Genomic DNA, 22,105 nt, shown 5'->3' with positions numbered 1-22,105 from the left:
GATTTCCCCTAGCGCAAGCGATGACGCACCAGATTCTCCCGCCTATGCTTCCGTCAGCCCGTTGAATCGGGAATGATCGAGCTGCCTGTGAGGGCGGACGAGAAGGAGCGGAGGAATCACCATGAGCGAAATACGTGCGAGCCATGTCGATCCGACGAATATGGAGCGACGGACGTTTCTGAAGGGGTCCATGACGGCTTGTGCCCTTTTGGGCGCGGCGGGCATGCTCGGTTGCGCGCCGAACGCGGCTAAGCAGGAGGAGGCCGGGGCGGTGGATATGCCCGATACGGGTAACGCCGATCCCGCCGCTGAGTACGAGTGCTGGCTTCCGCCCCAAGGAGAGGCGGCATTCGAGTCGGAGCCGGTAACTGATATCGCGCAGACGGAAGAGTGGGATGTGGTCATCATCGGCATGGGGGCAGCTGGCTCGGCTGCCGCCGCCTACGCATCCGCCCAGGGGCTTAAGACGTTGGTCGTGGAGAAAATGGGCGTCCCTGCGGCCAATCCCGGCGACATTTTTGTCATCAACTCGAAAGTGCAGGAGCAGTATCAGTTTCCATGCCCGACGTTCAAGGACTTTATGGAGGCCCTTATGACGTCGAGCGCCTATCGGGCCAATGCCTCAAAACTCGCGGCTCTCTATCATCATAGTGGAGAGGCGTTCGACTGGCTTTATGATCATGCCATTTTGCCGGCCGGCATTGAGGCTGAGCCGACGTTCCCTGCCTTCCCTGGCATCATGATGGAAGGATGGACGCGCTGCGTTAACGCCAATATTACATGGGTCGGAGGGCGCAATCAGAATCAGGCGGGCGTTCACCAGTCCATTGTCGACTTTGCAGTGGCCAATGGCGCTGAGGTGCGTTATGAAACGCCTGCCGTACAGTTGGTGCAAGGTGAAGACGGTGCGGTGACCGGTGTTGTCGTCAAGAACGCAGATGGGACGTACGCGCAGATCAACGCTGCTAAGGGGGTGATGCTTGCGACGGGCGGTTATGCGGCGAACATGGAGCGCATGAAGAAGTACATGCGTCCGCGCGATTACGCCACGATCGCAGCGGTTCAGTTTGCCGGCGTTGGGGTAACCGGCGACGGCCATGAGATGGGGCTTGCCGTGGGGGCGGCGGAGGACGACGCACCGCATTCGGCGCTGTTGAACAGCTATGGCATCGTCGATGCGCATATGATGGGCATCCCGGCCCTCTTTATTCCCTGGATTCGCGTGAACGAGCAGGGTCGTCGCTTCGTAAACGAGGAAGTGCCCGTCAGCATGCTGGGTGGAGCCATTATCAACCAAACCCATGGACGTTGCTGGACAGTTTTCGATGCTAAGTATCCCGAAGCGGCAGCGCAGCTCAAAACGGCTTATTTGTCCAACGATCCCACCATCGCCGATGGTTCGGTAGCGGTGATCGGGCAAATGATCGAGGAAGGCGCCGTGATTCAGGCCGACACCATTGAGGAGCTCGCGGAGAAGATGGGTGTTGACGCCGTTGCCCTCAAGGAGACTTTTGAGCGCACCACGCGCGATGCTAAAGCTGGTGCGGACACGTTGTTTGAGAAGGAGTTCCTGTATCCCCTCGATACGGCGCCGTTCTATGCTATCCATGAGGGCCCAACGCTGCTCAGCACATGCAGCGGGCTGCATACCGACGATATCGCACGGGTTGTTACCGCCGAGGGAAGCGTCATACCCGGTCTCTATGCGGCCGGCGAATGCGCTGGCGGCTTGTGGGCGGGTGGTATGTACACGCATCACGTCTATGGTGGCGATTGGGCTGCTGCCATTACCTTCGCTTATTTGGCTGTGCAGGACATGCTGAACGCCTAACCTTCTCGGCTCCATACCCTCCCCTCTGTGGCGCGGCTTTTGCTGCGCCACAGTTGTTCTTGGGGGGCAGAACGAGGGCAATGTCGCGAGTGGGTCGCTGATGTGGGCCGGAACGCGCGATCCGCTTCGGGGCCTACTCGCCTATGGCTTCGCTGCGCCAGCGCTTGAGGTGGGGGAGGACGGCGCCGAGCAGGGACACGGCCTCATCAAGAGTGGCAAACGAGCCGGACTCCACCATGTAGGGAGCGCAGCGCTCGATCATGTCCTCCATGGTCTCGCTCGGATTTACGATCTCGCCGTCTTCCTTGGTCGTCCGATCCGCCTGGTCGAATGAAGAAAGGGCAGGCCCCTCGTCAGGGATGGGGCTCCGCGACGGGTGGATCCTTTCGTTCGGGGAAAGCGCGGAGAGACGGCCCAGGTGAAGGGTTGCCTCGACCCTGTCAGGATTGTAGCTCTCCGTTATTACCGGGGGTAGCGCGTCTGCCATTGCAGCGGCGTTTTTCATCACATCGAATCCGCTGCCTGCTCGTTCGCAGGCGCTGATGAGGCCGAACATTCTCATCAGGGTGGGGTTTCGCGCGTCGGATACCCCGCCGGCCCGTACCACATCGAGCGCTACGCGGGAGCTTCCGGGGTTGGATACCTCGATGCGATCGGCGTGGCGCAGGACGACGATTCCCCTTCTGCCGTAGTAGTCTGCATGGACGAGGGCATTTACGAAGGCCTCGCGCAACGCCGCGTGCATATCGGTGTCTTCGATGCGTTGGAGATTGGCTCCCAACGCGAAGGGTCTCTTCAAGACCGCTGTCAGTCGTGGGAGCACCTCGCTCCAGAAGTCGAATACGTTGCCCGTCCACGTCCCGTCTTGTGAGGTAATGCGATCCGCCCAACGTGAGCCTTCGTCCATCTCGCGGTAATCGAGAAAATAATGGGCATACTCCTGCAAAATTTCGTTCTCAAAGCCGAACATGAGCAAGCCGGCCCGCGTCGGTCGCCAGGGGCCTTCGCCATCTACGCGCTTAATGGCATTGAGTTTTACGAGGAAGTCTTCGTTTTCCAGGTTGAGCCAGGGGTGATTGGGTCTGACTGATGTTACCGCCATTCGGTATCGGTCTACGGTGTCCCGGGAGAGCGCATCGAGCGTGAATTCTTTAAGAGGAGCGTCATCGAAAGGCTCGTTGCTTGCATCGCGCAGCATGGCGATGCTCCTTGTCGGCATGGCTCTCCTTGAACGAGACGGTATGATGCGAACATTATCGGTCGTTATCGGTCGTAAATCCTGAACCACACCGTCCCGCTCTCCGCAAAGCAATGGCCTATTGCGTTAGATGCGACGTGGCGGCGGGCGCGTTGGGTGGGGAGAGGAGAGCAGTCGACCCGGTAAGGGGACGCCCAAGTCGCCCCAAGTCGCCCCTTGCGGGTGCGTCATCGGCGGGTTCTTCTCGAATGGACAACGGTCCGGCGGTGCGGATCCGCGTATGCGGCAAGCTTCGTACAATGGGTTCTATCGAAGGCGGTGAAAGGGGATGTCCCATGGGCGCAGCAAAGGTGGTGGTTGGGTCGCAGCTCACGGCGCGGGAGCGGCGGGCTATCATCGGGCTTGTCGTGGTCACCATGATGTTCAACGGGTTCACCGTTACGCTCATGTCGGTGGCGCTGCCTACTGTGGCGCGCACCTGCCACGTGACAGTAGCCCAGGCGAACTGGATCGTCCTCGCCTTCGCCATCGTGGCCGCCACGGTCATCACCATGGGGGCGCGGTTCCTGCGCCGCTGGGGGCTCAAGCGGCTGATGGTTGTGGCCTGCGGATGCATGGCCGCCGGCGGCTTGGTGGGGTTTCTGGCGGCGAATTACATCAGCATCATGGTGGCGCGCCTGCTGCACGCCGTGGCGGCCGGCCTGCTGTACCCGACGGCCAGCACCGTCATCATGAAGGTGGCGTCGGCTGATCGGCGCACCTTCGCGCTCTCTCTGAAGACGGCCGCTGGTGGCATCGGCTTTGCGGCCAGCCCCTTCCTCTCGGGCCTCGCGCTCACCCACTTCGGCCTGGGCGCCATGTTCCTGCCCACGGCGGTCATGGGCGCGGCCTGCCTGGTGGGCACGGTGCTGTGGGTGCGCCCCATCGGCGAGCGCGAGGCCTCGCCGCGTCCCATCGACCTGCCGAGCGCCGGGCTCGCCTTCATCGGCCTCGGCTGCCTCATGTTCGGCATCTCGGAGATAAACCACGGGCTGCCCGTGGCGGCGGGGCTCATGGCCGTGGGCGCGGCGGCGCTCGGGCTGTTCGCGTGGCGGCAGCGGGGGCTGGCCGTGCCGCTGCTGAATCTGCGGCCCCTGGCCAGCCGTCCGTTTCTCGTAGGCGTGCTGCTCGTGATGTTCAGCTCATTCGCGGAGCACGCCCTGCGCCTCACGGTGCCGTTGTACTTGGAAGGGGCCGCGGGGTTCACCGCTTCGGCGGCGGGTCTGTTCATGCTGGCCCCGCAGCTGGCCTATGCGGGCAGCGCCCTCGTGACTGGCAAGATCGTGGACAAGCGCGGCATTTGGCCCGTGGTGCCCGTGGGGTTCGCCATCATCGTCGGGGGCCTCGGGGCGCTGTGGGCCCTGGCGGCGGGGAAGATGGTGCTGGCATTGCTGGCGGTGGTGCTCGTCATTCTGGCCGGCGTGGGCACCGAGACGGCGCCGAACCGCGAAGTGGCCCTGGCAAGCTTGGACGACGACCTGCTGGCCGCCGGCTCATCGCTGTCGTCGGTGTGCGTGCAGCTGGCTTCCGCGCTCTCGTCGGCCCTGCTCGTGGGCTTCTTCACCAACGAGGTGGCCGCCCAAACCCGCGTCGGCGTGGCCGAGGCGGTCGCCTACGAAAGTGGATTCGAGGCCACCATGCTCATGGCCCTGGCCATCGAGGCGGTCATGCTCGTAGTGGCCATCCTCTACGCCCGCAAGCACCGTCGCCGATAGGATATTCTTCCATAACGTGCGAGATCGCGGAAAGGAGCGTTCCATGAACCCCAAGACCTACGAGTTCACGGCAGTCGGCGAACCGCGCGGGAGCAGCGCGCCATCCTTCCAGCCGCCCACTTTGTGGGATAATGGGGCGAACGTTTCGCGCTGCATATCGCCGTGACGCATGGCTGGAAGGGGCTTTCATGGCGTTCGACTTCAAAAAGGAATACAAGGAGTTCTACCTGCCGAAGGGCAAGCCCGAGCTGGTCACGGTGCCGCCGATGACTTACGTGGCGGTGCGCGGGCAGGGCGATCCGAACGAGGAGGGCGGTGCCTACAAGGAAGCCATCGGCGTGCTGTACGCCATCGCCTACACCATCAAGATGTCGAAGATGGGCGATCATGCCATCGACGGCTACTTCGATTTCGTCGTGCCGCCCCTGGAAGGTTTCTGGTGGCAGCCCGGTGTGGCGGGGGTGGATTACGCCGACAAGGTGGCCTTCCAGTGGATATCCGCCATTCGCCTGCCCGATTTCGTGACGCCCGAGGAATTCGCCTGGGCCCAGGTGGAGGCGGCGCGGAAGAAGGGGCTCGATACGTCGGCGGCCGAACTGCTCACCATCGACGAAGGGCTCTGCGTGCAGATCATGCATCACGGTCCCTACGACGACGAGCCGGCCACGGTGGCCCTCATGGACGCCTTCATCGCCGAGGAGGGCTACGAGAACGATATGTCAGACACGGTGGCGGGGCGCCACCATCACGAGATCTACCTGTCCGATGCCCGGCGCGTGGCTCCCGAGAAGTGGAAGACGGTCATTCGCCATCCCGTGAGACCGCGTAGCGGTACAGCTCGCGCTGGCGAGGGAGAGAACTAAGGAATCTGAGGAGGAAACGATGGGTTTGTTTGGTTTTGGCGGGTCGGCCGATATCAACCAGGGGGTCGAGGCGTTCCGCGCAACGCCCGGCGCGGTGCTTGTGGACGTGCGCACTCCCGATGAGTTCGCCGGGGGTCACATCCCCGGGGCGGTGAACGTGCCGCTGCAGCAGATCAGTGCGGCGGAGACGGCCGTGCCCCAGAAGACGACGCCGCTGTTCGTGTACTGCCTGAGCGGTGCTCGCAGCGCCCAGGCCACGGCGGCCTTGAAGCGCATGGGCTACGACGACGTGCGCAATATCGGGGGCATCGGTCGTTGGCGCGGGGAGGTGGAGCGATAGATGAAGGTTGTCATTATCGGAGGCGTCGCCGGTGGCGCCAGCGCGGCGGCCCGTCTGCGCCGGTTGGACGAAGGGGCCGAGATCGTCATGCTGGAGCGCACGGGCTATGTGTCCTACGCGAATTGCGGGCTGCCCTACTACGTGGGCGGCGTCATCGCCGAGCGCAGCGCCCTGGCCCTGCAAACGCCCGAGAGCTTCCGCCGCCGCTTCAACATCGACGTGCGCGTGAACAGCGAGGTGACCGCCATCAACCGGGAGGCGAAGACGGTCACGGTGTGCGAAGTGGAAACGGGCCGCATCTACGAGGAGTCCTACGATCGGCTTATCCTGTCGCCCGGCGCCCAGCCCGTGGTGCCCGCGGGCGTATCCCTCGGCTCGCCGCGGGTGTTCACCCTGCGCACGGTGGAGGACGCCCTGGCCCTGCGCGCCTTCGTGGAAGAGCGCGCGCCGCGCCGGGCCTTGGTGGTGGGCGGTGGCTTCATAGGCATCGAGGCCGCCGAGAACCTGGTGGAGATGGGCGTGGAAACCACCCTGGTGCAGCGCCCCGCCCAGCTGCTGAAGCCCCTCGACCCCGACATGGCCGCCTTCGTGCACGCCGAGATGCGCTCCCACGGGGTGCGCCTCGTGCTGGGCGGTTCCCTGGAAGAAGTGACCGAAGAACCCCAGGGCCTGGCCGTGCGGCTGCGCGACGGCGAGGTGCTTAAGGCCGATTTGCTAGTACTCGCCATCGGCGTGGCGCCCGAAGTGTCCTTGGCCGCCGAGGCGGGGCTCGCCCTCGGCTCGCGCGGCGGCATTGCCACCGATGAGGCCATGCGCACCTCCGATCCGGACGTCTTCGCCGCGGGCGATGCGGTTGAGGTAACCCATGGCGTGACCGGCGGGAAGGCCCTCGTCGCCCTGGCCGGCCCCGCCAACAAGCAGGGGCGCATCGTTGCCGATGTCATCAGCGGTCGCGAGAGCCGCTACGGGGCCTCGTGGGGCTCGTCGGTCATCAAGGTGTTCGATCTCACCGTGGCGTCCACGGGCCTCAACGAGACGGCGGCTCGGGCCCAGGGCATCGACTGCGACACAGTCATCCTCTCGCCCGGCTCCCACGCCGGCTACTACCCCGGCGCGCGTCCCCTCACCATGAAGGTGGTGTTCGAGCGGGGCACGCTGCGGTTGCTCGGTGCCCAGATCGTCGGTGCGGAGGGCGTGGACAAGCGCATCGACGTGCTGGCCTGTGCCATGCAGCTGGGAGCCGACGGAGTGCGCTTGAAGGATCTGGACCTGGCCTATGCGCCGCCCTATTCTTCGGCCAAGGATCCCGTGAACATGGCCGGGTTCATGATCGAGAACGTGGCGACGGGCCTGCTGAAGCAGGCGAGTTACGACGAGATACCGGCCCTGCGCGCCGCCGGCGCCACGCTGCTCGACGTGCGCACCCCGGCCGAATGGGAGCGGGGCCATATCGACGGGTTCGTACACATTCCCGTGGACGAACTGCGCGACCGCTTGGGCGAGCTGCCGGCCGGGGCGTCGGTGTACGTGACGTGCCAGTCGGGCCTGCGCAGCTACGTGGCCTGCCGCATGCTGGCCCAGCACGGCTTCGATGCCTACAACTTCCGCGGCGGCTACGGCTTCTACCGCGTGGTGGCCGCCGACGGGGAACCGGTGCGCAGCGCCCACCCCTGCGGCGCCGAGCGCTAGGGCGACCGGCCTCCCGGCATCCGAGTTCGGATGCCGGGAGGCCGTCTTCGTGCGGTCCTTCCGCCCATCGCTCGCACCGGGCGGGTGCCGGGGTGAGGGCCGCCGCATCGTTCCGATACGACCCTTAAGGAGGCCCCTATGGCATTCACCATGAAGCGTTTCGACGAGTTGACCCTGAACGAGTACCACGAGCTGTTGAAACTGCGCTGTGCGGTGTTCGTAGTGGAGCAGCAGAGTCCCTACCAGGAGGTGGACGACGCCGACAAGGAGGCGCTGCACCTGTGGCTGCGCGACGATGCAGGGGCGCTGTCCGCCTATGCCCGGGTGCTGCCGGCGGGCGTCACCCATGAGACCGCTTCCATCGGTCGCGTCATCGCCGTCCAACGCGGCACGGGGGCGGGGCGCCGCATCATGGAGGAGGCCCTGCGCGTGGCCCAGGACGCGCTGGGCGCCGACGTCGTCACCATCGAGGCCCAGGTGCAGGCCCGGGGCTTCTACGAGAAGCTCGGGTTCGTGCAGACTTCCGACGAGTTCGACGACGGCGGCATCCCCCACATCGAGATGCGCTGGCGCTCCTAGGCTCTGGCGGCTTCCGTCTCCGCCTTCCAGGCGTCGGCGTACTCGGCGAGCATGGCGGCGATGCGCTGGCCGATGACGGCGTAGTCGGCGGTGTCCAGGTTCGCCAGCGACACGCGCACCGACCAATCGGGGGCGTCGAAGCCGTGGCCGTCCATGAGCACCACGCCCGTGTCGCGGGCCAGGCGCACCACGATGTCGAGGGAGTTGTAGCGCGCTTTCAGCCAGGCGAAGAAGTCGGCCCCGTAAAGGCGTGTGGCCCACAGCCCCAAGTCGATCACCGAGTAGTAGCCGGCCCGCAGCGGGTCGGGCTCTAAGGTCCAGCCGAGGTTCTTCCACAGCAGGGCCAGGCGGCTCTGCACCAGTTCCTGCATCTTCGCGCGGTAGGTGTTCTCGGTGTCCAGAAGGTCGTAGAGGGAGAACAGCGCCATCATCACCTGCTGGGGCGTGCCGAGGCCGGCGGTGCCGTTGAGGGCCACCAGGCGCGAATCGGCCACCATGCGGTCGGTGAACTTCACCTTCTCGATGGCATCGGTCAGACAGGCGTAGCGCGCGGCCAGGGCCTGCTTCTTATGGGCGGGCAGGGCGGCAATGCGGTCGTCGAAGACGTTTTGCTGGGCCGTGGCGATGACGGCGAGGCGCCAGCCCGTGGCCCCGAAGTACTTCGAGAACGAGTACACGCAGGCGGTGTTGTAGGGCAGGTCCACCAGAAGCGAGCGGTAGTGAGGCACGAAGGTGCCGTAGACGTCGTCGCTGATAATGATGAGGTTCGGGTTGTCGTGGCGCACGATGTCGATGAGCTTCGCCCGGGAGGCGTCGTCCATGGCCACCGACGGCGGGTTCGACGGGTTCACGAGGCACAAGAGCTTGATGGAGGGGTCGCGCAGCTTATCGAGCTCGCTGTCGGGGTACTGCCAGGTGTGCAGGCCGTCGCCACCGGTGGTGCTGGCCTGGATGTAGGTGACGTCCAGGTCGTAGTCGTTCAGCTCCGGGATGTTCAGGTAAGGCGTGAAGATGGGGGTCATGAGCGCGATGCGGTCGCCGGGGTTCACGAGGTAGTTGCACTTCAGGCAGTAGAACAGGTAGCACATGGCCGCCGTACCGCCCTCGGTGGCGAACAGGTCGTAGGGGGCCGCCGGTGCCTGGCCGTCCCCGACGGCTTTGGTCAGGTAGCGGTTCACGATTTCCTGCGTGTAAGGCAGGATGCGGTCGGGGTAGGGGTACAAATCTCCCGAGATGCCGCTCGTCCACTCGTGGACGAAGTCGTCGGCCGGAAGGCCCGCGTCCACGAGGTAGTCGTGGCAGCGGCGCAGGAAGGCGGCGGCCTTGTCGCCCGGGTGGGCGGCGAGGAAGGCGAGGAAGCGCTCGGCGCAACCCTCCTGGGCCGGCATGCCCGCCAGGTCGAAGGCGGCCAGCGACGAGGTGCGCTTGGCCTCCTCCATGGCGAACTGGCCCAGCAGGAAGAATCCCTCGCGGGGCAGCGTGTTGATCCAGTTGGGGTTGCCGCGCCCGGCGTTCAGCAGGGTGCGCGTGGTGCCCTCATCGCCCTCGCGGGCGAGCTTCACCAGGAGGTTCTTCACCTCGAAGGGTGACATGCTGCCCAGGGCCTCTTCCAGGCCGCGCTCGTCGTTGGCCAGGATGGCCCGCTCGGCGGGGGTGAGGGCGGCGTCGTTGTCGGCTGCGGCAGGGGAGGGGCCGGCAACGACTGCGGCGGTGTCGGCGGGGGGCTTCTCCTTGGTCATGGGGTATCCTTTCTCGGGTTCCCCTTCATTGTCGGGCGGCGCTCCCCGAGGTTTCGTCGGTGTGGCCAGATGTAACGCAAGTGAGAACCATTTGGAGCCGAGCCGAAGGGCGCGTGGGGTCCTGGCACCAACTTGAATACAGTGCGGCCAGAGTGCCTCCATCGTGGGCGCGGGGGTGCTAGGCTCGCGGCTTGGTACGATGTATGGTGGCGGAAAAGGAACGGTGGCCCATGAATAGGAAGCAGGCCTGTGCGACGGAGAGCGGCCCGATGGCGCAGGTGGCGCTCCCGCCGAGGAAAGAGGCGCCCTCGGCGCGCGGTGCCGCAACTGGGGCTTCCCCCTCGGTGCCGGCAGAGGCTTCTCCGGCGCTTTCGGGCAGTCCGCGGGCGCGACGTCTCATGATTGCGGTGCTGTTCGCCGGCAATGTGCTGGCCTCGCTCATGCAGTCCATCATGAACGTGGCCCTCGACTACGTGTGCGACGAGTTTCACGTAGGGCTCTCCGAGGCCAACCTGCTTGTGCTGTGCTACGCGGTGGTGGCCGGCACCGTCATCACCATGGCCGCCTCGCTGCTCCGCCGTTTCGGTCTGCGGCGCATTATCGGGTTCGGTCTGGTCATGGCCCTCGCAGGCTCGCTTTTGGGAGCCTTCGCGTGGAACTACCCGTCGCTTCTGGCGGCCCGGCTCGTGCAGGCCGTCACCACGGGCCTGTTCTTCCCAGTCATCAACGAGGCGCTGCTCGTGCTCTCGCCCAAAGGACGCGCCGGCGTGCTGCTGGCGCTGAACAGCGGCATCATCGGCGTGGGCCTGGCGCTGGCGCCGGTGGTGTCGGGCCTGGTCATCACCTATTGGGGCCTGCGGGTGCTGTTCCTCATTCCCGCCGTGCTGGCCGCGATGCTGCTCGTGGCGGCTGCGCGCATCTTGCGTGACGTCATGCCGCGCGAGCGCCGGCCCATCGACATGGCGAGCGTGGCGCTCAGCTTCATGGGGCTTGCCGCCTTCATGGTGGGCCTGAACGAGCTGACGCACTTCGGTGCGCCCATGGTGATCCTCATGCTCGGCGGTGTGGCCGTGTGCACCCTGTTCGTGTGGCGCCAGGGTCGCATTGTGCATCCGCTGCTGGATATGAGCCCCTTCCGCAATCCATTGTTCGCCTTGGGCGAATCGCTCGTGGTGCTCAGCTACATTGCGTCCATGTACCTCAACCTGCTCATTCCCCTGTATCTGGAGGGCGTGGCCGGCTACACGCCATTCGTCGCTGGCTGCCTGCTGGCCCCGGCTATTCTCTGCTACGCGGGCTTCTGCTTTATGAGCGGCCGCATTCTGGGGAGACGGGGGGTGTGGCCGCTTGTGCCGGCTGGCTTTATCGTTACCCTGGGGGCGTTCGGCGCCATGGCCGTGGCGGCCCGATTCGATGCGGCGCTCGCCATGGTGGCCTGCGTGGCCGTGGCCTACGGGAGCATCGGCATCGCGTACCCGGCCATCAAGAGCGTCGATTTGGAATCACTCACGCCCGAGCAGTCTTCCAGCGGATCATCCATCCACTCCACGCTGGTACAGATATCGGGCTCGGTCTCGTCAGCCCTGTTCGTGGGCCTTATGTCGGGCCGGGTGAGTGCGGCGCGGGCCGCAGGGGCCGCGAAGGGCGCGGCCTATGGCGACGGCATCGGCTTCACGCTGTGGATCGCCCTGGCCCTGCTGGCTGCCGCGAGTGTGCTGGCCGTGGTGTACGCCCGCACGGTGTTCTCCGAAACGAACAGCTTGCGAGCGATGTAGGTGTGATTGTACCCGCGGCCCAGATAGTACAGCACCTCCGTTTCCCGTGGGGAGATGCTGTGGGCAGCGGCAAGCTCATCACAGCGTCGGCGGATAAACGTTTCGGGTCGCAGCTCGTCGGAGGTGCGACCCTGCCGTTCGGTGCGCGTCTCCTGGGCAAGGAAAATGTTAAAGAGTACGAGGTAGGCCGTCAGCAGCACAAGGCACAGGTCGCGGCCCCCGGTGCCCACCACGTGAATAAGGGTGAGGCCTGCGCCATAGGAGGGGCAGGCAACTGCCAGTCCGCAGAACAGGATAGGTGCGTCGCAGGCGGGGGCGGTCTGACGGGTGAGCAAAAGCGATTGCCAGGTGAACAGGATGACCAGAGCGAAGCAGGCTTGGGGCACCCACCCTAGCAGATCGCTGGCGAGGCTGCCTGCGGGGACAACGGCAGGGTAGAGCAGCAGGATGCCCATGACAACGGGGAATCCCAAAATGGCGATACGCTTGCCTTGGGATTCCGTGACGGCGATTCGCAGGGCGACGATAACGGCGACGGCGGCGACGAGGCAGCCCAGGGGTAGCTCGATCCTTTGGAGATCGAGAGGTCCTGAGACGGCCGTCTGAGATACCACGGGATTCCAGACAAGGCGTGAATGAACCCCACGATACACGCGGCCGCCAAAGGAAGCCACAGCACGGGCGCGGCATCCTGGGCGGCCTGTCGCCATCCGGCCGGGTTTCCGGCACTCTCCGGCTCGGCGGCTTCTTCGGCCGGGAGAGAGGGGGTGATGCACCCGTAGGACCCCAAGCAACACGCGGCGAACACCAGCAGGATTGTTACCGCGTCGTGGCCAGCCATGATGAAGCGCACGATGCCCGCTGCGGCGATAGCGAGCCCGCCATGGGCCAGGGCGCTTCCCGCCCCGAGCCTCGCGTAGACGCGGAACCAGAGTAGTGCGCAGACAGCGATGCCGACGGCGAAGGCGGCCCCTGTCACGGCCATGCTACCCAATGACAAGGGCGCATCGAGGAGGGGCGCGCCCGTCACGTAGCATCCGGCGAGCAGCACTACAGTCGTGGCCGCAAGCCCTGTGGTCGCTCGGGAGGCCGTAGCTTCCCGAACCATGTGGGCGAGGCGAACGATGGGGCCGCCCTGGGATACGTCCGTTTTCCCGGATACGCCGACGGCCCATAGGGCAACCCATGCGATTGAGAGAATGGAGAGCGTTGCGGCCGTCCACTGGTTGAATGTCAGCGCAAGCGCGCCGTCCTCCTGGGCCCAGTTGATGCCAGGGGCCCGTAGCACTTCTAGGATCGCCCCCAGAAGCAAGCCCGCGCCTGCGAGGCGCGGTTGCAGGCGCACGGGCTGACCGCCGCACAAGATGTCCATGCATCTCCCTCCCTGAAGATGTTCGCTCGAGCCCATCTTACTGCAAAGGAGAGGGTTTCGGTGCGGCCCCGCCGAAAGAAGCTGCTCCTCCTTGTCATTTCTGATCAGGCAAAATGGTGAAATCACCAATTTCAGTGATACGTAGTGTCCCCATTGAGGACAAAACTCACCGCTCTCAGCGATACCGCCTTGGGGCCGGTTGCCCTAGGGTGATCCTGCGGCATGGCAGATCGGCGATGCCGCTCAGGGTTTGCCCCGGCAAAGACCTTCGGGACAACGGCTCGGCCGCCTGGCTCGCGACTCCCTCCCACGTGCGTCGCCGGCCGAACCGTGTTCGCGAGGGCGAGCGGGGGAGGGAATGCAATCGAAAGGAAGAAGCAATGACTGAAGATATGTCCCGTCGTAACTTTCTGAAGGGGGCCGCCGCCGGCACCATGGGCGTGGCCGCGCTCGGTGCACTGGCCGCTTGCTCGCCGGCAGCTCCTGCTGCCGATGCCGCTGCAGCTGGCGCAGCCCCTATGGCTGAGACCGGCGAAAGTTACGATGTGATGGCGCAGATGAGCGCGCTCAATCGCAATATGACCGAGGGGGCGGTGGCCGCCACCTCGCCGGAGGACTTCATCGTGAAGGCCGGCGACGGCGCACTGAAGTTCGCCCCCGGTGGCGACCCGCTGGGCATCACCCCGGCCGATTTCATGACCAACGTGCCCGCGTGGCTCGGCGAGGCGCCTGTCTTCGAGAACGTGACCGCCGCCGACAGCTGCGACGTGCTTGTCATTGGTGCGGGCAACGCCGGCTCCGTGGCCGCCCTGCGCGCCCAGGAGATGGGGGCGAGCGTCATCCTCGCCGAGTCCCAGACCTACGATGAGTACGAGGAATATGCCTGCGACATGGCCTGCTACAACTCGAAGCTGTTCCTGGAGAACGGGTCGGATCCAGTGGATCCCATCGAGGTCATGAACGAGTACATCCGCCTGGCGCTGGGCCACTGCAACAACAAGATTGTGCGCGATTACGCCTTCCGTTCCGGCGAGATGCTCGACTGGATGGTGGACAACTACATTCCCGCCGACATTACCGCGAAGCACGCTAAGAACCACAACGTGAAGGGCAATGCCAACTTCTCCGGCGAATGCGCGGGCAAAAAGTCGTTCCGTGGTATGACCCAGTGGCGTGATGAGGCCTCCAATGTGAACATGTGGCCCTATGTCATTCGCGAGTTGCACAAGGGTCTTGAAGGCAAGGGCGGCAAGATGGCGTGGGGCTACCAGGCGGTCTCGCTCGTGCAGGGCGCTGATGGCACCGTGACCGGCGCCATCTTCAAGGATATCGACGGCAACTACCAGCAGATCGACGCGAGGGCTGTCATCGTGTGCGCCGGTGGTTACGGCGGCAATCCCGACATGCGCCTCGATCTGAGCGACAGTATGCGGAACCTAGCGTGGGCCTATGGGGCCGACCGCACCGATGCCACGGCCATCGGCGGCATGGGCCGCGACGGATCAGGCATTCGCATGATCATGTGGGCCGGGGGCACTATGGAGGCGGGTCCGCGCGCCGGCATGTCCATCGGCAAGAACGGCGCCCCCGGCTTCGCCTTCGGCGGCGTGTGGCCGCTGTTCGGGCCCGAGGGCAAGCGCCTGTGCAACGAGTCCATGTACAAGTTCGGCACCAACGGGCACTTGGATACGCTGCCCGACGATCAGCTGCTGGTGAACGTCACCGATGCCAACTGGGAGGAATACCTGTCCTACCAGGGCTACGGCCATGAGACCATGGACCGCTCCGCAGGCGAACAGGGATGTGCTGCGCGTCCTGCCCAATAGGGAGCGGTGTCGTCTTGCGATGGCCCGCTCCCCTCGATGCTGACAACCCCGAGGGAGGATTATCATGCAAGATGTGGTGATGCAGCTGAATGTGCCGCTGTGCCTGCGTCGCGAGAAATGGGATGGCCGACCACTCGTAGAGGGCTGGAACAGCGCGCGGGCCCACGAGTACCTGGTTGCCCTTCAGCGGGAGCTGACGGCTAATGCCGAGGAATTCTCCGACTGCCGCATCGTCGCTGTGCGCTGGGGTGGCGGTTTGGCTTCCATGGCGAATGCGCAGGATGTTTCCGATACCATGCATCTTGTGCGCGAGCGATATACGACGGCCGATGATGTACCAGTTACCTTGGAGGCATCCACCAGCAATATCTCCGGAGCTTCGATGCCTTTTTCAAGCGGGCCGGCATCACTCGGTTCGACTTCGAGATGATGCAGCCGACTCCCATGGCGTTTTCCCGCGTGAACCGCACCGATCATTTGGGTGATCTGAACTTGGTGGCGGATTACTTCCTCAAGGCCTACGCCACCGACTTGCTCGGTATGGTGCTGCTCTATGGGTATGGGGCTGCCGATAGGCGCGCCTTCCGCCAGTCGATCACGGCTTTTCTTTGTGGCAATGCTTCCCATCTGCGCTTGGTTCGGGCCGCAGGCCCCGACGCCCTGGGTGAGAGAGGGGCGGCTACTCAGCTTGCTGCAGCGGTGGAGCGGTTGGAAGATGCGGGTTTTCACCAGTATGTGCCGCTTCACTTTGCTCGCTTAGACAAGGAGGATCGCTTCGCTCTTCTCACGGGAGGACGTTATAGCGACGGTGGCTTGATCGGGGCCGGGGAAGGAGGCTCCAAACTTCCAGTGCCCGTACTTGCCTTCGGACTGCGCGCCGAGACCGTCATAGATGGCGTAGTGGCACGCAATACAGGCGACTTTGGCCGCTACTGCGCCTGTGCGGGTGATTTCGCCGCCATCACCGAATCGGTAACGCAGATCTAGCGGCACCATACAGCCGCTTTCCGCGCCGCCTGCGGGCGGTGCCAGCCTACCGGTAACGCAAGTGAGAACCGGGTTGCCGCAACTCGCAACCTGCCCGAGCGGGGTCTCCGAGGTCGCGTCATCGTAAGGGGATATCCGAAGCCCGAGGCGGGAACCGCCGGCTGAAGGGCGGCTGTGGTAGAATCGCTTCCATGAGAGAACGGCGGACATACCACATCAAGCTGTACGATCGGCCTTTGGCTCAGTTCCAGTTCGCCCCCACGCTCACGGGCTTTCGCGCCGAATGCCTGGAAGTTGATTCCAGCGCTCTGTCTCTGCTTCCGCTCAATCTGGCTCAAGTTCAGAATGATATAGAGCTGGTCCGATTCCTGGAGAGCCGTCGCATTCCCAAGGGGCGAGCGTATTTGGAAGAGGTGCTGCGCCCCTACGGCCTGGCCCCCTCGGACACGAAGGGCATCATCGACCTATCCCGGGGCGTGTCGGTCAACGATGCCTATTCTGTGGTGCCTGCCGACGATGATATTCCCTACAGTCAGTATAACTTGTTCGACAATGCATTCGACGAGGTGTTGCAGGTCATTGCTTATACGGGCGTCATCCCGCGGGGTGTGGTGGGGGCGGGGCGTCCCTCTGACCTCACGCCATCGGGGGCCTTTCCCAAAACCTGGCGGCAAATCGACGGCTCGCTGGTGCTCTACAAGGCCGGCGCGGCCTCCGCCGCGCCTAACTACGGGCGCGAACCCTATGCCGAGCAGCTGGCCTGGCAGGTGGCGCGAGCGGGCGGTTTCAATGCCGTGGCCTATGAGCTTGCGGAATGGCAGGGCAAGGTTTGCTCTACCTGTGCATTGTTCAACAGTCCAGATGTGGCCTATGTTCCCTTCGAGCTGTGCCTGCCCTCCGACCTCATTCAGCTTTGCGATTTCGAGATGGCCCTGGCCTACTTTGCCGATCTAGGGGAGACGGCCGCGGAGAGCTTCCGATCCATGGCGGTGTTCGATTCGCTTGTGGCCAACACCGATCGCCATAGCGGCAATTTCGGCGTGCTGCGCGACAACCATACTGGAGAAGTGCTGGCCATGGCGCCCCTGTTCGACCACAATGTGTCGCTGTTCTCCCGTGACTTCGACGAGCAGCTCGTTGTGGCCGATCTGCTGGCGCGACTGGAGGAAAGCCCCGGCATCATGGACGCAACGCTGGCCTGGCAGGGGGCGGCCATGATGGGGGACGCTCAGCGCGCCCAGGTGGAGCGACTGGTCGATTTCGCCTTCGACGGCACCGACTTCATTGAGGCCTACCGTGCTAACCATCCCGAGGGAAAGACGGTCAGCGAGCGGCGGTTGGCCGCTTTGGGCGGCTTTGTGCGCGCTCGCGCCCTTCAGCTGCTGGGATAGGCGCGGCCCGTCTTCCCCGGCCTCCCTTAGCCCAAGAACAGCAGGTTCAGAGCCACGTTCAGGATGAACAGGCCGACGATGATGAGGGCGAACAGCCCGATGCGCCGGGTGTCTCCCACAGCCAGGCCCGTGCGCCGGTCAGTGGGGTAGCGCTCGGGGTTCTCCTTCGCCAGGCCGCCGTAGATCTTCTTGAAGACGATGTAGGCCGCCACGCCCGAGGCGAGGAACGCCACGGTGGCGAAGAAGTTCGCCACGGGGTTCAGGCACAGGGTGAAGGTGGCGATGCCGAAGGCCAAAGCCGAGTACAGGCGCACGCCCACCTTCCCGCCGCCGATGACGTACATGTCGGCCGGGCGCTTCTCCACCGGGTACATCTTGCGCAGGCGCAGCACGATGAAACCGAGGAACATGTAGCGGGCCAGGATGAAGATGATGTTCATCTCGATGATGGTGGTGAAGTCGAACTGCGAGAAGACGAGCGACGAGGCGGCGATGGTGAGCACGCCCACGTAGGGGCTGCGGCCGGCCTTGTCCACCTTGCGGATGAATTTGGGGAACAGGTTGTCCTCCGACAGCACCCAGAAGCTGCGTGAGCCGCTGGCCAGGTAGGTGTTGTAGATGGTGCACTGGCTCATGATGGCGATGACGAGGAACAGCACCACGCCCGAGTGGCCGAGCACCGTGGAGAAGATGGTGCCGTAGCCGAGCACGTCGGCCGAGAAGCCGCCGTCGATGCCCCATTCGGTCCAGGAGCCGGCCGGGTAGGCGGCCAGGCAGGCCAGGGTGGGCAGGATATAGGACAGGGCGATGAGCGGCAGGGCGATGCGGAACCCCTTGGCCACGTTGCGGGAGTCCTCGTATTCCCCGGACATAGCGGCGATGCACTCGTAGCCGCAGTACATCCAGATGCCGATGCTGAGGGATTCCACCAAACACCCCATGGGGGCCTCGGGGGTGGCGAAGATGGGGTCGAAGGGGTTGGTCTGCCAGTTGATGAGGCCGAAGACCACGGCCATGCCGAACACGATGAGGATGAGCACCGAGAAGAAGGCGCTGATGCGCTCCACCTCGATGAGGCCCACGAGGTTGACCACGGTGAAGCAGCCCACCACGAGCAGCTTCACCACGAAGGTGCCCTCGTCGTTGAGGGAGAGCAACTGGGAGGTGTAGCCGCCTACCATGGCGATGTAGGCACCCGAGGAGATGTAGGTGTCCATGGAGGTCCACCAGCCGGCCTGGAAGCCCCAGAACTCCCCGAAGGTCTCCTTAGCCCAGGCGTAGATGCCGCCCTCCCGGGGCAGGATGGCGTTGGCCTCGGCCACCAGCCGGCTGATGGGCCGTGCCCACACGAAGGGCAGCACCATGAGGATGATGAGGGTGAGGCCCGGGCCGGCGGCGGGGATGATCTCCTCGATGCCGAAGGCGCCGGCCGACACGAGGCAGAACAGCATGAAGGCGATGCCGATGGCGCTGATATTGGTCTTACGCAGATTGCCGATGGACCCGGCAGGCGGGGTCGGCGGGAAGAGATCCTGTTCTCCGGCAGGAAGCGAGTTGTTGGCGGCCAAGCGCGAACCACCCCCTTGAAGGCTCGGCAATAGATGCGGATTGCAGTGTAGTTCATTCCCCGCGGGCCCGTGGGCGCAGGGCCGCGGGGGCGGCAAGCGGATAAAGGGGGGCGGCATGCGCCGCCGTGGGGCGGTTCCCGTTGGGTGGTGATGACGGGAACGAGGACGGATTCTTCCCTAGGGAATGGTGACGAACATGGTGTCGTTGATGATGCAGGCGTCGCCGTCGGCGAGCTTCTCACGCTTGAGGGGCAGCCCGTCGTTGCCGAGGAAGCCCTCGTAGAAGAGCTCTTCGCCGGCGAAGAGATAGTCCACATCGATGTCCTCGATGCGGCGGCCGAGCAGGATGCTGCGGAAGTCCAGGGCGAGGAAGGCCCCGATGAGACCCTCGGCCTCGGCCAGCGCTTCGGGGGCAAAAGCGCCGAAGGGGAAGGGATCGCCGCCGGGTTGGCCGGCCCGCAGCAGGTACAGATCGTCGGCGGTGCAGGCGTAGTCGAGGCGCAGGGTGCTGTCGGTGGGGAAGCCGAGGGCCCGGCGCACGGCCACTTCGGCGGCGGAGGGGCTGTCCGGGTGCATGACGAGGGTGCCGAAGTAGACGGCGAGGCTGAAGCTGAGCTCGCCGGTGGCGGGGTCCTCGCCGGTCCATGCGGCCGCGGACACGCGATTGCCCACGCGGTCGAACAGGAGCTGCACCTGGGCGCACTCCGGCGGTACGACGAAGTAGGGGCGATTGAAGATATCGTTGTAGCTCATGGTGTCCTCCCGGGGGCGAGGGCTCGCGACCGCAGGGCGACGGCGCCCGACGGACGGGCGGGGTGCTCGGCGTGTTTCTCTGATGCTTCTACCATAGCGCAGCGCGGCGACGAAAGAAATAGTCGCAATAGTCCCATTTTCGGAATTTCGGACTGATTCAGGAAAAAGAGCGGCCCCGTCGGCATCGACGGGGCCGCAAGGGGCCGGGGATGGTGCGGGGCCGCGACACCGGATCGCCGGGGCCGAGCGACGCTGCGGGCGGCCTTGGCGCGGGCCCGCGATCGGGCGTCGCCGGGCTGCGCCGCTGGCTCCCGCCTACTCGTCCTCGGGGATGAGGCCGGCCTCGTAGGCTGCCTGGAGGCGGCGCAAATCGCCGATGCGCTGGCGGATAGCGGCGCCCTCGTCGGTGTCGGCCACGGTGCGCGGGGCGTCGTAGCGCTCGAGCACGCGGCGCGCGCCCACGATGTCGGCGTTCTCCTCGATGGCCGCGTTCCGCGAGGCCAGCGGCTCGTTCGCATCCAGGAACAGGCCCTCGGCGTTCGACACCAGGGTGTAGCCGGCCAGGCCCGTGGTCTTCTGATAGGCGCTCGAGAAGCCGCCGTCGATGGTGAGCACACGGCCCGCGGCCTTCACCGGGTCCTCGCCGTCCTTCGCCTTCACCGGCACGTGGCCGCAGATGATGCGCGAGGTGGTCGGGTCCATGCCGAAGTCGCGGAAGATGCCGTCCACCACGGCAGGGTCGTCCAACAGTGTGTAGAAGGGGTTCTTCACTTCCTTGCGGGCGGCCTTGTCGGCGATGAGGTACAGCTCGAAGGTGGCCATCTTGCTCTTGGCGAACAGGGGCGAGCCGGGGCCGAGCCACAGGTACCACAGCATGGCCAGGCCGCGCTCGCGCTCCTCCTCGTCGGTGGCGCGGAAGGCCGCGCGCACCGACGCGTCCACCATGTCGTAAAGGGCGCGACCGCGGTAGGTCTCGCCGAACAGGGTGACTTCCAGCAGCGACCCGTCGGGAGCCAGGGGCACGCAGGCGTGCAGCAGCAAGTTGCCGTTCTCGATCTTGTACAGGCTGCCGTGGTCGAGGAAGAAGGTCATATGGCGCTGGAGACGCTCGCAACGGGTGAAGGCGGCGCAGAGCTGCTCGATGACCGCTGCCTCGCCCTCGGTCAGGCGGTAGGGGTCGTCCCAGTCCACCGTGGGAAAGGCGGTGTCCAGCAGCTCGTATTCCACGCCGTCCACCACCACGGTGCCGCGCTCGCGGTCAATGCGGTGCAGCAGGTTGCGGTCGCCCAGGCCGAAGGAGGGGTTCGCGGCGATGAGGGCCGCCTCCACCTTAAACTGGATGACGGCCATGGCCTTCTGGATCTTCTCGGTCAGGGCGGTCTCGGCGGCCGAGAGGCCCGGGTTGCCCTTGGGGGCGAAGGCGGTGCAGGGGTCGTCGGCGTAGGCCTCGGCGGCGAAGCTGGCCAGGGGGCGCAGGTTGATGCCGTAGGCGTCCTCCAGGATGGACAGGTTGCCGTAGCGGGCGCAGATGCGCACCACGTTGGCCACGCTGCCGGGGCTGCCGGCGGCCGCGCCCATCCACAGGATGTCGTGGTTGCCCCATTGTACGTCCACGGCGGGGTAATTCAGCAGCTCGTCCATGATGAGGTGGGGGGCCGGGCCGCGGTCGTACACGTCGCCGATGAGGTGCAGCTGGTCAACCACGAGGTGCTGGGTCAGCTCGGCCAGGGTGATGGCCAGGTTGATGCCGTAGCCGCCCTCGATGGCGGCCTCGATGAGGGCCGTGGCGGCGCCGGCCTTGGCGGGTACGCCCTGGGCGGCCAGGAGCGCGGCGGCCGCGGCGCCGAAGTCGGCGGGAATGAGGGCGTCCACCTCGGCCAGGCCGTGGCGCCCGGCGGCGGCGTGGGCCAGGGCCGCCAGGCGGCTCAGGGTGGTGGCGAGCCAGGCGTCGGCGGCCTCGTCGCTGGCGGCGCGATCGAGGGCCCAGAGGGCCTTCTCTTCCGGATAGGCCACTACGGCGGCCACCTCGGCGGTCTCCCCGGCGGTCAGCGTGTCGCCGAAGGTGTCGGCGATGAGGGCGCGCACGGCGCCCGAGCCGTTGCGCAGCAGGTGGGAGAAGGCGTTGTGCTCGCCGTGAATGTCCGAGGCGAAGAGCTCCGTGCCCCGGGGCAGGGCCAGCACCCCTTCCAGCATCGCCGCCGCCTCGGCTGCCTCGCTGGCCGTGGGGTACAGCTCCGAGAGGGCTTCCAGATAGGTCGTTTCAAGCGCGTCCATAGATCATCCTCCTTGTTGGACCGCAGAGATTCTATGGCCCCATTGTATCCGACCCCGCCCGACCGCCGCCCCTCCCCGCAGAAACTGCGGAGAGGACGCAGGGCGTTCCGCTTGAGCGAATCTGTCCCTCGCCTCACCGCCTGCGCGGTCTTGTCCCTCTGCGAAG

The 22,105-nt window shown here is 65.3% G+C and carries 16 protein-coding genes and 1 pseudogene; 11 read left to right on the top strand and 6 right to left on the bottom strand.

Annotated elements, in window-relative coordinates; translation table 11 throughout:
• The first annotated feature begins 121 nt into the window (after positions 1–121).
• On the top strand, positions 122–1,831 hold the full coding sequence (locus ACTOXK_RS01795) for an FAD-dependent oxidoreductase (protein ID WP_482278314.1): 1,710 nt from the start codon (positions 122–124) through the stop codon (positions 1,829–1,831).
• 133 nt (positions 1,832–1,964) lie between these two features.
• On the opposite strand, the gene ACTOXK_RS01790 is transcribed toward ACTOXK_RS01795, so the two are convergent.
• Positions 1,965–3,029: a DUF8451 domain-containing protein gene (locus tag ACTOXK_RS01790; RefSeq protein ID WP_482278313.1), complete on the bottom strand. Its 1,065-nt coding sequence runs from the start codon at positions 3,027–3,029 to the stop codon at positions 1,965–1,967.
• A 335-nt stretch (positions 3,030–3,364) separates the two neighbouring features.
• On the opposite strand from ACTOXK_RS01790, the gene ACTOXK_RS01785 reads away from it, so the two are divergent.
• The 5 genes from ACTOXK_RS01785 (at position 3,365) to ACTOXK_RS01765 (ending at position 8,254) form a co-directional block, all read left to right on the top strand.
• The gene (locus ACTOXK_RS01785; protein WP_482278312.1) at positions 3,365–4,783 is read left to right on the top strand and encodes an MFS transporter; all 1,419 of its coding nucleotides are present in this window, start codon (positions 3,365–3,367) and stop codon (positions 4,781–4,783) included.
• 188 nt (positions 4,784–4,971) lie between these two features.
• Positions 4,972–5,646 (top strand): GyrI-like domain-containing protein, encoded by a 675-nt coding sequence (locus tag ACTOXK_RS01780; RefSeq protein WP_482278311.1) that lies wholly within the window; start codon positions 4,972–4,974, stop codon positions 5,644–5,646.
• Between the two features lie 19 nt (positions 5,647–5,665).
• The gene (locus ACTOXK_RS01775) at positions 5,666–5,986 is read left to right on the top strand and encodes a rhodanese-like domain-containing protein (RefSeq protein WP_482278310.1); all 321 of its coding nucleotides are present in this window, start codon (positions 5,666–5,668) and stop codon (positions 5,984–5,986) included.
• Complete coding sequence (locus ACTOXK_RS01770) at positions 5,987–7,675, top strand: FAD-dependent oxidoreductase (RefSeq protein WP_482279322.1); 1,689 nt, start codon at positions 5,987–5,989, stop codon at positions 7,673–7,675. It begins immediately after the preceding gene.
• A gap of 138 nt (positions 7,676–7,813) precedes the next feature.
• A complete protein-coding gene (locus ACTOXK_RS01765; protein ID WP_482278308.1) occupies positions 7,814–8,254 on the top strand; it encodes a GNAT family N-acetyltransferase in 441 nt (146 codons plus the stop codon).
• Here the strand turns inward: ACTOXK_RS01765 and ACTOXK_RS01760 are convergent.
• Positions 8,251–9,993 carry a bifunctional aspartate transaminase/aspartate 4-decarboxylase gene (locus ACTOXK_RS01760; RefSeq protein WP_482279323.1) on the bottom strand — a complete coding sequence of 581 codons (1,743 nt, stop codon included), beginning with the start codon at positions 9,991–9,993 and terminating at the stop codon, positions 8,251–8,253. The genes ACTOXK_RS01765 and ACTOXK_RS01760 overlap by 4 nt on opposite strands.
• A gap of 203 nt (positions 9,994–10,196) precedes the next feature.
• On the opposite strand from ACTOXK_RS01760, the pseudogene ACTOXK_RS01755 reads away from it, so the two are divergent.
• Positions 10,197–11,558: pseudogene (locus ACTOXK_RS01755) on the top strand (MFS transporter); the annotation flags it as partial.
• A gap of 86 nt (positions 11,559–11,644) precedes the next feature.
• On the opposite strand, the gene ACTOXK_RS01750 reads toward ACTOXK_RS01755, so the two are convergent.
• Positions 11,645–12,382, bottom strand: coding sequence for a helix-turn-helix transcriptional regulator (locus tag ACTOXK_RS01750; RefSeq protein ID WP_482277253.1), 738 nt, complete (start codon positions 12,380–12,382; stop codon positions 11,645–11,647).
• A gap of 1,138 nt (positions 12,383–13,520) precedes the next feature.
• On the opposite strand from ACTOXK_RS01750, the gene ACTOXK_RS01745 reads away from it, so the two are divergent.
• From ACTOXK_RS01745 to ACTOXK_RS01730, 4 genes are all read left to right on the top strand, one after another.
• Entirely contained in the window at positions 13,521–14,966 is a 1,446-nt protein-coding gene (locus tag ACTOXK_RS01745) for an FAD-binding protein (protein WP_482277252.1), read from the top strand.
• Between the two features lie 64 nt (positions 14,967–15,030).
• On the top strand, positions 15,031–15,396 hold the full coding sequence (locus ACTOXK_RS01740) for a hypothetical protein (protein ID WP_482277251.1): 366 nt from the start codon (positions 15,031–15,033) through the stop codon (positions 15,394–15,396).
• A gap of 29 nt (positions 15,397–15,425) precedes the next feature.
• Positions 15,426–15,953 (top strand): hypothetical protein, encoded by a 528-nt coding sequence (locus ACTOXK_RS01735; protein ID WP_482277250.1) that lies wholly within the window; start codon positions 15,426–15,428, stop codon positions 15,951–15,953.
• A 191-nt stretch (positions 15,954–16,144) separates the two neighbouring features.
• Positions 16,145–17,344 carry a HipA domain-containing protein gene (locus ACTOXK_RS01730; protein WP_482277249.1) on the top strand — a complete coding sequence of 400 codons (1,200 nt, stop codon included), beginning with the start codon at positions 16,145–16,147 and terminating at the stop codon, positions 17,342–17,344.
• A 26-nt stretch (positions 17,345–17,370) separates the two neighbouring features.
• Here the strand turns inward: ACTOXK_RS01730 and ACTOXK_RS01725 are convergent, their stop codons facing one another.
• From ACTOXK_RS01725 to ACTOXK_RS01715, 3 genes are all read right to left on the bottom strand, one after another.
• Positions 17,371–18,912 carry an APC family permease gene (locus ACTOXK_RS01725; protein WP_482277248.1) on the bottom strand — a complete coding sequence of 514 codons (1,542 nt, stop codon included), beginning with the start codon at positions 18,910–18,912 and terminating at the stop codon, positions 17,371–17,373.
• A 177-nt stretch (positions 18,913–19,089) separates the two neighbouring features.
• Entirely contained in the window at positions 19,090–19,665 is a 576-nt protein-coding gene (locus tag ACTOXK_RS01720; RefSeq protein ID WP_482277247.1) for a hypothetical protein, read from the bottom strand.
• A gap of 315 nt (positions 19,666–19,980) precedes the next feature.
• Entirely contained in the window at positions 19,981–21,939 is a 1,959-nt protein-coding gene (locus ACTOXK_RS01715; RefSeq protein ID WP_482277246.1) for a fructose-1,6-bisphosphatase, read from the bottom strand.
• Positions 21,940–22,105: the final 166 nt, after the last annotated feature.

Source organism: Adlercreutzia sp., assembly GCF_056795635.1.
This window is presented reverse-complemented; position numbering and strand designations above follow the sequence as displayed.